General features: G+C 72.2%; 12 protein-coding genes. 6 read left to right on the top strand and 6 right to left on the bottom strand.

Annotated elements, in window-relative coordinates:
- Positions 1-50: 50 nt before the first annotated feature.
- The gene (locus tag PZE19_RS11665) at positions 51-1826 is read left to right on the top strand and encodes a putative bifunctional diguanylate cyclase/phosphodiesterase (protein WP_277860791.1); all 1776 of its coding nucleotides are present in this window, start codon (positions 51-53) and stop codon (positions 1824-1826) included.
- A gap of 140 nt (positions 1827-1966) precedes the next feature.
- On the opposite strand, the gene PZE19_RS11660 is transcribed toward PZE19_RS11665, so the two are convergent.
- Positions 1967-2323: an ATP-dependent Clp protease adaptor ClpS gene (locus PZE19_RS11660; protein ID WP_277860790.1), complete on the bottom strand. Its 357-nt coding sequence runs from the start codon at positions 2321-2323 to the stop codon at positions 1967-1969.
- Positions 2324-2442: 119 nt separating this feature from the next.
- Here PZE19_RS11660 and PZE19_RS11655 point away from each other — a divergent pair, with 119 nt between their 5' ends.
- From PZE19_RS11655 to PZE19_RS11645, 3 genes are read left to right on the top strand one after another with little or no spacing between them, the layout of a single operon-like run.
- Positions 2443-2769, top strand: coding sequence for a hypothetical protein (locus tag PZE19_RS11655; protein ID WP_277860789.1), 327 nt, complete (start codon positions 2443-2445; stop codon positions 2767-2769).
- Positions 2766-4118 carry a class I SAM-dependent rRNA methyltransferase gene (locus PZE19_RS11650; RefSeq protein ID WP_277860788.1) on the top strand — a complete coding sequence of 451 codons (1353 nt, stop codon included), beginning with the start codon at positions 2766-2768 and terminating at the stop codon, positions 4116-4118. The genes PZE19_RS11655 and PZE19_RS11650 overlap by 4 nt, the downstream gene beginning before the upstream one ends.
- Positions 4119-4135: 17 nt before the next feature.
- Positions 4136-4798 carry a metal-dependent transcriptional regulator gene (locus tag PZE19_RS11645; RefSeq protein WP_277860787.1) on the top strand — a complete coding sequence of 221 codons (663 nt, stop codon included), beginning with the start codon at positions 4136-4138 and terminating at the stop codon, positions 4796-4798.
- 4 nt (positions 4799-4802) lie between these two features.
- On the opposite strand, the gene thiO is transcribed toward PZE19_RS11645, so the two are convergent.
- From thiO to PZE19_RS11630, 3 genes are all read right to left on the bottom strand, one after another.
- Positions 4803-5951: a glycine oxidase ThiO gene (gene thiO / locus PZE19_RS11640; protein ID WP_277860786.1), complete on the bottom strand. Its 1149-nt coding sequence runs from the start codon at positions 5949-5951 to the stop codon at positions 4803-4805.
- A gap of 14 nt (positions 5952-5965) precedes the next feature.
- A complete protein-coding gene (locus PZE19_RS11635) occupies positions 5966-6820 on the bottom strand; it encodes a hypothetical protein (protein ID WP_277860785.1) in 855 nt (284 codons plus the stop codon).
- A 108-nt stretch (positions 6821-6928) separates the two neighbouring features.
- Positions 6929-7966: a hypothetical protein gene (locus PZE19_RS11630; RefSeq protein WP_277860784.1), complete on the bottom strand. Its 1038-nt coding sequence runs from the start codon at positions 7964-7966 to the stop codon at positions 6929-6931.
- Positions 7967-8377: 411 nt separating this feature from the next.
- On the opposite strand from PZE19_RS11630, the gene PZE19_RS11625 reads away from it, so the two are divergent.
- A complete protein-coding gene (locus PZE19_RS11625; protein WP_277860783.1) occupies positions 8378-8656 on the top strand; it encodes a hypothetical protein in 279 nt (92 codons plus the stop codon).
- A gap of 30 nt (positions 8657-8686) precedes the next feature.
- Positions 8687-9493: a 3-keto-disaccharide hydrolase gene (locus tag PZE19_RS11620; protein WP_277860782.1), complete on the top strand. Its 807-nt coding sequence runs from the start codon at positions 8687-8689 to the stop codon at positions 9491-9493.
- A 39-nt stretch (positions 9494-9532) separates the two neighbouring features.
- Here the strand turns inward: PZE19_RS11620 and rbsK are convergent, their stop codons facing one another.
- Positions 9533-10462: a ribokinase gene (gene rbsK / locus PZE19_RS11615; RefSeq protein ID WP_277860781.1), complete on the bottom strand. Its 930-nt coding sequence runs from the start codon at positions 10460-10462 to the stop codon at positions 9533-9535.
- 566 nt (positions 10463-11028) lie between these two features.
- A complete protein-coding gene (locus tag PZE19_RS11610; protein WP_277860780.1) occupies positions 11029-12612 on the bottom strand; it encodes a c-type cytochrome domain-containing protein in 1584 nt (527 codons plus the stop codon).
- Between the last annotated feature and the right edge of the window lie 24 nt (positions 12613-12636).

Genomic DNA, 12636 nt, shown 5'->3' with positions numbered 1-12636 from the left:
TGCGGCGACGTCGCCGCCCACCACGGCTCTCCCGGGAGCAGTCCGCTACCATGTTGCACACGACCGATTCGCCTCGGCACTCGCTGGCCTTCCTGGTGCAGGTGCTCGACACGCTGCCGGCCGCGGCCTACACCTGCGACGTCGACGGGCTCATCACCTATTGCAACCGCAACGCCATCGACGTCTGGGGCCGCGTCCCCAGGATCAACGACTCGTCCGACCGCTATTGCGGGTCGTACAAGCTCTTCTTCGCCGACGGCCGGCCGATGCGCCACGACGAGTGCTGGATGGCCCGGGCGCTCATCGAACGGGGCCCCTTCAACGGCCAGGAGGTGCTCATCGAGCAGCCCGACGGCCGCCTGCGTTCGGCCCTCGCCCACGCCAACCCCATGCTCGACGAGGACGGCCGGTTCGTCGGCGCCTCGAACGTCCTGGTCGACATCACCGACCGCAAGCAGTTCGAGGAGCGGCTGGCCTATCAGGCGACGCACGACGCCCTGACCGGGCTGCCCAACCGCTCGCTGCTGCTGCGGACGATCGAGCAGGCGCTCGAGGAGGCCGGGGCGACGGGGCGGCGGTTCGCCCTGCTGCTGCTCGACCTGGACCGCTTCAAGGTGATCAACGACACCTTCGGGCACGGCTGCGGCGACGAGGTCCTGCGGCGCACGGCGCCCCGCCTCAAGCACGCCGTCGGCGACCGCGGCCTGGTGGCCCGGCTCGGCGGCGACGAGTTCGGGATCCTGCTCTCGGGGGCCGATCGCCCGGCGGCCGAGCGCGCGGCCGCGACGATCCTCCGGGCCGTCGCGCGTCCCATCCCGATCGACGGCCGGACGTTCGACGTGGGGACGAGCATCGGGATCGCGCTCTGCCCCGAGCACGGCCGCGACGCGGCGACGCTGCTGCAGCACGCCGACGTGGCGATGTACGCCGCCAAGCGTTCCCGGTCCGGGGCCGCCCTCTACGCCGACGATCGGCAGGAGGCGACCTCGAGCCGGGCCTCGACGGCGGCCGAACTGCGGGCGGCGATCCGGGGCGGGGGCCTGACGCTGCATTACCAGCCGATCCTGGACCTCGCGACCCGCAAGGTGGTCGCCGTGGAGGCCCTGGCGCGCTGGCCCCATCCCGAACGCGGGCTGATCCCGCCCGGCGAATTCGTCCCGCTGGCCGAGGCCGAGGGCCTCTCGACCCGGTTGGACCTCTGGGCGCTCGGCGAGGCCCTGCGGCGGCGGCGGGGCTGGCGGCGGCAGGGCCTGGACCTGGCGGTCTCCGTGAACCTCTCGACCGCGAGCCTGCTCGACGAGGCGTTCGTCGAGGCCGCCTTCAGGCTGCTGGTCGAGGAGCCCGGACCCCTGGGCGGCCTGACCCTCGAAATGAGCGAGCGCGGCGTGCTGGAGGATCCGGCGCGTGTGAAGACGGCCCTCGACCGCTTCCGGTCGCGAGGCGTCCGGGCGGCCCTGGACGACTTCGGCTCCGGCTCCTCGTCGCTGGCCCACCTGAAGCAGCTTCGCGTCGACGAGCTGAAGCTCGACCCGACGGTCGTCCGGGGCCTGCCGGCCTCGCGCCCCGACGCCGGCATCGCCGAGGCGGTCCTCGGCCTGGGCCGCAGCCTGGACCTGATCGTCACCGCCGAGGGCGTCGAACACCCCGAGGCCCTGGACTGGCTGGCCGCCCGCGGCTGCGACCGCGTCCAGGGGTTCCACCTGTCCCCGCCCCGGCCGCCGGACGAGCTGCGGGCGTGGCTGGCGTCCCCGACCCAGCCCTCGCTGCCGCCGCGACGACGCGACCTCCTTCGCGCCGACCGGGACCCCGCTTCATCGCGAGGCTGACGTCGCTCCCTGCGTCGAGAGGCGCGGGCCGGCTCCGCCCGGGGCGGATGGATCGGGCCGTCGTCTCGAATCGGGCTGACGAGTTGCGACCGGGGCCGCGATCCCCGCCGTCGCGAGGCCGACCGTGCGGGCCGCGGGACTCACTCAGCCGGCTCGATGTAGCAGCCCAGGGGGCCGCGGGACTCCTTCATGCGGGGGTCGGCGCCGTAGGAGACGACCTGCTCGCGCTTGAGCTCGGCCTTCTCCTTGTGGGTGGTGTAGACGACGGCCCGGCCCCGGTTGTGGATCTGCCAGGTGAGGGCCTCGGCGGCGGGCTTGGAGTGGGCGAAGAGCCTGATGAGCAGGTCGATCACGTACTCGAACGTGTGCTCCTCGTCGTTGAGGATGATCACGTTGTAGGGCGGGAGCTTCTTCGTCCGCGTCTGCTGCTCCTCGGCGACGGCGACGGCGACTTCCGGCTCGGCGGCGACGCTGGCCTCTCCCTGCTCGTCCGACATCGTGCTTGGCTCCTGAAGGCTTTCGCGCACCGAACCCTGGAAACTCGTTATACTATTTCCTCGCAAGAAAAGAACCGGAAATGCGCCGGCGACCCCTCGCCGGGACGGGAGAGACGCGGATGGCGGAGATGACACCGGGCACGGCGCTTCGGCAGCTGAAGCAGGCGCACGCGACCCTCAAGAAGGCCCGGCAGGCCATGCGGATGGCGAGGGAGAACCCCGCGTTCGGCCCCAAGGTGGTCGACGCCGGGTGGGACGCCCTCATGCAGGCCCACAGCCTGATGGCCGCCATCCCCCGGACGGCCGTCGACGAGGAGGTCCTGACGCAACAGCTGTCCGTCCAACGCTATGCGACGTCGCTCCTGGTCCGCCTGCGACGCCTGCTGCGGAAGGGCGAGGTCGGCCCCGACGACCTGGACGACCTCGACGCGGACGACGACGAATGAGCCAGCCCCCACCCCGCCCCCGACCGAAGCCCAAGGGCCGCCCCCCCGAGCCCCCCGCGCCGCCGATGCCGGTCCCGGACCGCTCGCTCGATCCCGAGATGCCGCTGCCGGCCGTGGCGATCCGCTCGCCGGGCAACCACCCGTTCATCTTCCGGAAGATGATCGACGGCGTGACCGGGCCGCTCGTCGCCCGGCTCGGCGACCTCGTGCAGGTCCTCGACCGCGACGGCGCGCCTTTGGGCTACGGCCTGTGGAACCCGCGGTCGCAGATCAGCCTGCGGATGCTCTCGCGCGAGCCCCAGGCCCCGGGCGTCGACTTCTGGACGCGGCGGATCGACGAGGCCGTGAAGCTCCGCGTCGACCAGCTCGGCGTCGAGCGCGAGTCCAACGCCTACCGCGTCCTCCACGCCGAGGGGGACGGCCTCTCGGGCCTGATCGTCGACCGCTTCGACGACGTGCTCTCGGCCGAGATCTTCAGCCTGGGCATGTACCAGCGGATCGGGCCGATCCTGGGCCTGCTGGCCGAGCGGCTGGGGACCAAGCACTTCCGCGTCCGGGTCGACGAGCGGGTCGCGCTCCAGGAGGACTTCGCCGGCCGGCCGATCTCCAGCCCCCAGCTCCCGCCCCGGGTCACGATCGCCGAGCACGGCGTCCGCTACCGCATCCACTTCGCCGAGTCGCACAAGACGGGCTTCTTCTGCGACCAGCGCGACAGCCGCCGCGAGCTGGCCAAGTTCTGCAAGGGGCGGACGGTCCTCGACGCCTGCTGCTACACCGGCGGGTTCGGCCTCAACGCCCTGATCCGCGGCGAGGCCCGCGAGGTCACCTGCATCGACCTGGACGAGAAGGCCGTGGCGCTGGCGAAGGAGAACGCCAACGCCAACAACGTCCGGCTCGACGTCGTCCACGCCGACGCCTTCGGCTACATGCGGCAGATGGGCCTCAACGGCCGCGAGTACGGCGTCGTCGTCCTCGACCCCCCCAAGCTGATCCTCGACCGCGACGACGTCTCGGCCGGCAAGCGGAAGTACTTCGACCTCAACGTCCTGGGCATGGGCCTGGTCGAGCCCGGCGGGCTGCTGGTCACCTGCTCGTGCTCGGGCCTGCTCGACGCCGCCGAGTTCCAGCAATTGCTGAAGGCCGCCTCGCGCAAGGCCAACCGGAGCGTGCAGCTCCTCGCCATGACCGGCGCGTCGGCCGACCACCCCGTGGCGCTCGACGCCCCCGAGGGCGCGTACCTGAAGGTCGCCTGGCTCCGCATGGGCGAGCGGCTCCCCGAGCCGATCGCGGCGTCGCGGGACCGGGAATCGCCCGCGGACTTCGACGAACCCTCCGAACCGACTCCGTGAGCGAGGCGAGGACCGCCGTGGCCAGCCTGACCGTCGAGAACTACGTCAAGACGATCGCCCTCATCTCCGACCGGCACCCGGCGGGCGTCGCCGTCGCCACGGGCGAGCTGGCCCAGGCGATGGGGGTCTCGCCGGGGACCGTCACCGGCATGCTCAAGACGCTGTCGGAGGCGTCGCTGGCGACCTACACCCCTTACGAGGGGGCCCGGCTCACCGAGGCCGGCCAGCGGCTCGCCCTGATGGTCATCCGCCGCCACCGCCTGCTGGAGCTGTTCCTCGCCCGGACCCTCGACATGACCTGGGACGAGGTCCACGAGGAGGCCGAGCACATGGAGCACGCCGTCTCCGAGCGGCTGATCGACCGCATGGAGCGGTTCCTGGGCCACCCCGCCGTCGACCCCCACGGCGACCCCATCCCCGCCGCCGACGGCTCGCTGAACGAGCCCAAGGGCGTGCCGCTGGCGCGCTGCCGTCCGGGCGCGACCTTCCGGGTCGTCCGCGTGATGGACCAGGACCCGGCCTTCCTCCGCTACCTGACCGAATGCGGCCTCGACCTGCACGCCGAGGGGACCCTCCGCGAGAACCGCCCCGAGGCCCGCGCCGTCGTCTGCCGCCTCGGCGAACGCGACGTCGCCCTGGGCATCGCCGCCGCCGAGAAGGTCCTCGTCGACGCCCGCTGAGCCGTCACGACCGGAAGACGTCGTCGCCGGCCGGGGCGGGGTCGCGGCCGATGCGGAAATAGGAGAGGTCGATCCGGGGCGGCCGGCCCAGGATCAGGTCGGCGACCAGCTCGGCGGTGGCGGGCGAGAGTTGCAGGCCCGCGCGTTTGTGGCCGGTGGCGACCACGAGGTTGCGGAAGCCGGGCGCGGGGCCGATGTAGGGCCGGGTGTCCAGGCTGCCGGGGCGGAGGCCGGCCCAGGTGGCCTCGATCTCGGCGTCGCGGAGCACGGGGCAGAGGGCCCCGGCGACCTCCAGCAGGCCCCGGAAGGCGTCGGCCGTGGGGAGGACGTCGAAGCCGGCGTCCTCCTCGGTCGCCCCGATCAGCACCCGGCCGTCGTCGCGCGGGACGAGGTAGTGTTTGCCGTACTCGACGATCCGCCGCAGCAGCGGCCGGCCGCCGTTCAGCAGGACGATCTGACCCTTCACCGGCGGCGTGGGGGCGCGGACGCCGATCCGTTCGAGCAGGCCGCCCGACCACGCGCCGGCGGCGACGACCACGTGGTCGGCCTCGATCGGGCCCTCGGTCGTGAGGACGCCCGTCACGCGGTCGCCGACGGTCGCGAAGCCCTCGACGCCCCGATGCGACGCGATCACCCCGCCGCGGTTCGCGACGGCCGTCGCCAGCGCCCGGAGGTGCCAGGGGTTCCGGACCTGGGCCCGGTCGGGGAGGAAGTACGCGAGGCGCAGCCCCGGGTTCAGGGCCGGCTCGACCCGGCCGAAGTCGCCGGGCGCCAGCCGCTCGTAGGCGATCCCCTCGACGCGCCAGCGGCCGGCGGTGGTGCGCAGGGCGTGCTCCTCGGCCTCGGTCGCGGCGACGTCGACGCCCCCGGTGCGGCGGTAGCCGTTGTCGATCCCGGTCTCCTCGCGGAGGATCGCCGACCATTCGGGATAGAGCCGGGCGCTCCAGGCCCGCAGGGCGAGCGTGGGGTGCGACGGCCGGCGGTCGGGGTCGCTCTGGGCGGGGAGCAGCCCCGCGCCGGCCCACGACGCCTCGCGGCCGGCCTCGCGACGGTCCAAAACCGCGACCGAGACCCCCGCGCGGGCCAGGGCGAAGGCGATCGAGAGGCCGACGACCCCACCCCCCGCCACGACGACGTCATACCGCTCGGCCATCCTCGGTCGCCTCCTCAACGGGACGTCTTCGCGCCGGGGCGGCGGGCCTTCCAGGTCGACTCGGCCAGGCGGTCGAGGCCGCCCCCCTCGCCGGCGACGATCAGGTCGCCGTCGTCCCAGGCGATCCCCTCGACGTTCAAATCGCCCGCGAGCGGGACCTCGGCCGCGAGCCGCAGGTCGTCCCACGCGGGAGGATTCGGCCGCTCGTAGACCCGGACGATCCGGATCCCGCAGACGGCCAGCCGCCGGCCGTCGGCCGAGAGGTCCGCGCCGGTGGCCGGGTCGACGAAGCCGGGCAGGACGCCTATTTTGAGGGCCTTCGTCGGCCGCAGGAGCGGGGCGGGGGGCGTGAACGCCACCTCGCGCAGTTCGGCCTCGCGGCCGTCGAACCGCTTGGTCACGATCACGGCCCGGTCGCCGTCGATCACCAGGCCCTCGGCGTCGAAACGGTCGTCGCCCGACCGGGCGTAGAAGGTGGCGGCCGTCGGCTTCAGCGGCCCGCCGGCCGGCCCCGACGGGTCGGGCTCGTCGACGCGGTAGATCGCCCGCAGCCGCAGGAACCCCTTGTTGTCGCCGATGTCGCCGATGTAGAGCCGGCCCCGGTCGTCGATCGCCACGTCCTCCCAGTCGAGGTTCGGCGCGGCCACGTCGAACGCGCGGAGGACCTTCCCGTCCTTGCGCACGGCGAACAGGACGGGGGCGTTGCCGGAGTCGTTGTGGACCCAGAAGACGTCGGGCCGCCGCCGGCTGCGGACGACGCCCGAGGCCTCGGGGATGAGCCGGGCGTCGAACCGCCCGAGCGGCTCGGGGCGGACGCGGGGCTCGTCCCGACCGAGCAGGACCAGGCAGAGCAGGAGGGGGACCTTCATGGGGCGGCGACCTTTCCGGCGGAGGTCGCTCCATCGTACCAGCGGACGGCCGCCGTCGACCACGCCCGCGCGCGACGGTCGGCCCTCGCGATGTGGAAGCTTCAGGTCTCATCGGGCTCCAAGCCGACGGTCGGCCGGGGGCCCGGTCCACGCCTCGACCTCGACGCCGGCCGCGTCGGCGTAATGCTTCGCACGCCCCGGGCCTTCGGCCGACAGGAACTCGAGGAACGCGCCCTCCTGGACGTGCACCACGTCGATCTGGATCCTCGGGTCCTCGCCGGTCGTGTTCCTTTTGACGTAGGCGGCCACGGGATAGCGGTATTCCTCGCCGGCCGGCGGCTCGGGCGGGCTGAGGAAGGGATCGAAACCGTCGCGGTACCATCCCGGGATCCAGCAATGCCAGGCCCGGCCCCACGAGTTGAGTCGGGGCCTCAACGCGTCGAACTTGTCGGGTCCGTCGCCCGCGTAGAATTGCGAGTTGAGCACCACGTCGGTCGACGTCCATCCGAGCCGTTCGAGCCCTTCCACGAAGCCGTCGAGCAGGGAAGGCCGGGCCGGCAGCCCGGTCAGCAGCACGCTCCCTGTCGAGCCCGTGCTGGCGGGAAGCGAGGATTTTTCGGATGCGCCCAGGCGGTCGAGCCCCATCGCGGCGAGGAAGCCCTCCGCCCCGAGGCGATCGTCCTCCCTGGGGAAGTACGTGAGCTGCATGATCCCCTGCAGCTCCGACCCGCTTCGCATCATGTCGAGGTGGATCACCGCCTCGGCAAAGAACCGGGGCGTCCTCAGCTGCAGTCCAAGTCCGGCGCGCTGCGCCCGAGCGTTCAGGCAATCCGCCCACAGGCCCGCGGCCCGGGGATCGGCGGGGCCGTCGAGGGGGAGGTGCCCACCTCTCCCGTCGTCGCCCATGTGCGGGTCGACGATGAAGGGGCGGGTGCCGTCGGGAAGGTGGACCGGCGGCAGCGGGCAATCCAGGAAGTGGAAGTCGACGCTTCTCCCTTCGGCGGCGTCGCCCGCCCCCGACCCCGGTAGGAATGATCGAAGCCGCGGCTCCGCGAGCGAGACCCGTCGAGCGATGTTGCGCATCTCCACCCGGGCCCCCCGGCCCCGTCGAGGGGCCGTCCGCACGCACGCCAATCGTCGCTTCATGTGGTCTACCCCACTCCCTCCGCCCGGACGCGGGAGCCGTCGGGGCTCCTTGGAAACGTCATCGTTCCCGTCGAGGTCGAGGTTCCGACGATTCAACGGGTCGATCCCGGTAGAACGTCGGGGATGGCGTCGAACGCCTGCCACAAGATCGTTCCGTCCGGGGATCGATCTTCCCAGACATCCTGCATGGAGTCGATGGAGCTGGAATCCGCACCGTAGGGGGGGCCCAATTATCCCTGGTCGCCCGGCGTGGTGGAGATGGTCGATCATCGGCCTCATCAGCCCCCGCTTGCGGGCCGCCCCGGACGCGGTCAAACTGGTCCCTGTCGCGGCCCGCCGACGTCGGCGTCGCATGAACCCGCGATGGTCCGAACGCCCCCGCCCTCCCAACCTCCCGCACGGCCTTCACCCATGGAAACTCCCCTGATCCGCCCCGGCGCGGTCTTGAGCCCGGAATCGCCGCTCCGGCTGGTCGTCCACTTCGACAACGCCGCCGAGGGCAACCTGGCGATCCAGATCCTGACGACGCTGGGGATCCCGGGCGACCGGATCGGCGTCGTCGACCCCGACCGGATGGAGCGGAAACGGGGGATGATCCTCTCGGCGAGCTGCCCCGACGAGGCCGTCCGCGTCCGCGCCGAGGACGTCTGCCGCAAGCTCGGCGGCCGCGTCCACCGCTGGCGAGGTTGATCCAACCCCCCCTGAAAGGCGACCCCCGACATGCCCACGACCCGATCCCTTGCGGCCCTGACGGCTCTCGTCCTGGCCCTGAACCTCGTCCCCGCGGCCGCCGCCGCCGACCCCGCGCCGCTGCTCCGGTTCAACGGCAAGGACCTGACCGGGTTCTACACCTATCTGCACGACCACAAGTACGAGGACCCCGACAAGGTCTTCACGGTCGTCGACGGCGTGCTGCAGATCTCCGGGAAGGAGTGGGGCGGGGTCGTCACCCGCGAGGAGTACTCGAACTATCGACTGATCGCCGAGTTCCGCTGGGGGACGAAGACCTGGCCGCCCCGCGTCGAGAACGCCCGCGACTCGGGCGTCCTGCTGCATTGCTTCGGCGGCGACTCGGTCATCAGCGGGCACTGGATGCAGTCGATGGAATGCCAGCTCATCGAAGGCGGCACCGGCGACCTCCTCGTCGTGGCGCAGCCGGAGGGGACGCGGATGAGCCTGACGAGCGAGGTCCGCAAGGGGGAAGACGGCCAGTGGTACTACCAGCCGGACGGTGCCGGCGCGGTCGTCCGCACCTTCAACGGCGGGCGGATCAACTGGTGGGGCCGCGACCCGGCCTGGAAGGACGTGGTGGGCTACCGCGGGCCGAAGGACGTCGAGAAGCCGCTGGGCGAGTGGAACACCCTGGAGGTCGTCTGCGACGGCGACTCGATCACCAACATCCTCAACGGCAAGGTCGTGAACGTCGGGGTCAAGTCGAGCGTGACCAAGGGCAAGCTCACCTTCCAGTCGGAAGGCGCCGAGGTCCACTTCCGCAAGATCGAGATCCTGCCTCTCGTCAAGAAGTGACCCGGACCCGCCGGGGAAGGGGCCGGGCCCGCGCCGGGCTCAGTCCTCGACGTGGACGAAGCGGTCGATGGCCTCGCGGGTCGGCAGCGCCGCCTGGGCCCCGGGCCGGGTGACCGCCAGGGCCGCGGCGGCCGTCGCCCAGGCGAGGGCCTCGCCCAGGGGCCGGCCCTCGGCGAGGACCGCGGCCAGAGCGCCGTTGAAGGCGTCGCCCGCCCCCACGGCGTCGACGGCGTCGACCTTGCGCGAGGGGATCTCGTAGACCTCGGCCCCCGTCGTCGCCAGGCAGCCCTCCCGTCCCAGGGTGACGATCACGGTCTTCGGGCCCTTGGTCCGGATACGCTCGGCGTTGGCGAGCGGGCCGGCGTCGCGCTCGGTCCCGGCCAGGGCGCGGGCCTCGATCCGGTTGGGGGTGACGACGTCGGCCGCCGCCAGCAGCTCCTCGGTCGCCGGGTCGCCGGGCCTGGGCGCGGGGGCCGGGTTGAGGATCACGGTCATGCCGGCGGCCCGCCCCCGCCGCATGGCGGCGAGCGCGGTCGGCCGGGGGATCTCCAGGCCGGTCAGGAGCAGGTCGCCGGGTCGGAAGAGGGCGTCGGGGAGCGCGGCGACGTCCTCGGGCGCGAGGCTCATGTTGGCCCCCGAGGCCACCGCGATCATGTTCTCGCCGTCGTCGGCCACCGAGATGAGGGCCACGCCCGAGGCGACGCCCGCGACCACCCTGGCGTGGGCGACGTCGATCCCCTCGCGGCGGTAGCCGTCGAGGGCCCGCCGGCCCAGGTCGTCGTCGCCGACGGCCGCGACGAAGACGACCTCGGCCCCGGCGCGGCGGGCGGCGACGGCCTGGTTCGCCCCCTTGCCGCCCGGCGTCGCGGCGAACCCGTCGCCCAGCACCGTCTCGCCCGGGGCGGGAAGGCGGGCGACGCGGACGGTCATGTCGGTGTTGGACGAGCCGAAGACGACGATTCGGGCCATGTTCGCGGGGACCTCTCAGGGACTCTCGGGAGCGACCGGACGGGGCCGAGCCGCGGGCCGTCGCCCCTGGGTTCGTATCGGCTTCGGATCGGCTTCGGATCGGGTTCGCTCGCCGGCTTGTAAGTCGTTATGAATTTCCGTAAGTCTTTGGTATAATGGTATTTAATTCAGAATTTCCGCGGCCGAAATTGGCTTCGGTCGCTCTTTTTCAAAATCGGAATTCGGTCGTCGCATCGTCGGCCTCGGCTCCTCGTCAACACCTCTCGAACGCGGGGGCTTTAGAAGACAATGGGCCGCGATCGCCGATCACGAACGGGGAATTGCGAAAAAACGGGCCGGGGCGTCGCGGTGCGCCCTCATCCTTCTCCCCTGGTGGGAGAAGGTAGCCCGAAGGGCCGGATGAGGGGGACCTCAATACGGGTCTCGATCCTCGAGGCCGTTGCGGACTGGACTGCGAGAAGCTCGGCGTCGGATGACGAGCCCCTCATCCGGCCTCCGGCCACCTTCTCCCACGAGGGGAGAAGGATGATTCGGCGAGCCCCGCTCCGTGGTAGGGCCTCAGGAGGTCACTCGTCGCCGCCGTAGGTGGCGGCGATCCACTCGCCGGTCTCGGTCAGGAAGCTCTCTCGGTCGGCGCCGTAGACCTCCTTGATGGCGTCGTCGAGCTTCTCTCCCCCCTTGCTCATCTCCTTGAGGAACTGGGGGAAGAGGGGGCGGTACTTGGGGGAGTTCAGGCATTCGACCAGGCCGAAGCTGACGCCCCGGAACTCCTCGGGCGAGACCCCTTCGCCGCCGCCGAGGACGTCGCCGGCCTTGGTGGGCCAGCCCAGGCGGAAGGCGTCGAGGGCCACGCGGCGGAGCTTCACGAAGTGGCCGCTGCGGCGCTCGAGGCCGCTGGCGAGATAGCCGCCCAGGCCTTCGGCGAGCCACCGCGGGGACGAGCCGGTCGCCAGCACCGCGCCCTTGCCCAGGTTCTCGATCAGCAGGCCCGTCAGGGTGCGTCGGCCGTCGGCGGTCTCGGCGTCGCGACGGCCGCGGGCCTTCCGCTTGGGGGCCGCGGCCGAGGCGTCGGCCGGCGAGTCGTGCGGGGCGACGATCACGACGTAGGGCTGGGGCGTCTTGAGGTCGGCGTCGCCTTCCTCCAGATCGTCGACCTCGCGCGGCTTGACCGTGCGGACGAACTCGACGTAGTCCTTGCGCTCCGAGAAGACGTAGAAGCTGACCTTCTCCGGCCACTCGGTCATCTCGGTCCCGAGCACGCGGCGGATCGCGGCGAGCTGGGCCTCGATCGACTTGAGGGCGGCGGTCGCGTGGTCCTTCGGGAGCGTGCTGAAGAGGGCGAAGTGCTCGGACGTCTCCATCTCGGGCTTGAGGGCCGGGTTGGCCTTCTTCCAGCGGTCGAGCCCGGCCGCCTTGACCTTGGCGTCGCGCTCCTCGGGGCTGAGCTGGGCGAGCTTGGCCTTGGAGACGTCCTGGAGCGAGGCGGCGTAGGTCTTGAACGGCACCTTGGGGTCGAGGCCCGCGTCGAGCTTCGCGCCGGCCTTGACCCAGTTCTCGAACGCGGCGATCGCCGGCTCGCCGAGGCGGGCGTCGTTGTTGGGGGGCATCCGCGGCTCTTCCTCGCCCTTGACCCGCAGGATCAGGTGGCTGTCGTCGGCCTTGCCCGCGACCGCGGCGGGGCCGCTCGCGCCCCCCTTCATGAACTTCTCGAACGAACCCATGTCGAGCTTGCCGCGCTTGAAGCCGTTGCCGTTCGGGCTGGTGTGGCAGCCGACGCAGTTGGCGACCAGGATCGGGGCGACGTCGCGCGCGAACGAAGGCTCGCCGGGCTTGGTCTCGGCGGCCTTGGGGGCGTCGGCCTTCGGAGCGTCGGCCTTCGCGGCGTCGGCCTTCGCGGCGTCGGCCGGCTTGGCGGTCGCCGACTTCGCGGCGGCCTTGCGCGCGCCGCCGCGGTTCCGCGTCCGCTTGCGCTGGGGGGCGTTGGGGTCGACTTCCATGACCTCGCCCTGGACGGGCTCTTCCATCACGGCGCCGTCCGCGGTGGGATCCTGGGCTGTGCGGGCGGGGGCGGCCGGCGAGGGGCCGAGCAGCGCCGCCGCGGACGCAAGGAGGCCGAGCGCCAGGGCGCGAGGTCGGATCGCGGTCGTCATCGTGGCATCCCCCCTGAAACGGCG

This window comes from Paludisphaera mucosa (genome assembly GCF_029589435.1).
Lineage (GTDB): Bacteria > Planctomycetota > Planctomycetia > Isosphaerales > Isosphaeraceae > Paludisphaera > Paludisphaera mucosa.
This window is presented reverse-complemented; position numbering and strand designations above follow the sequence as displayed.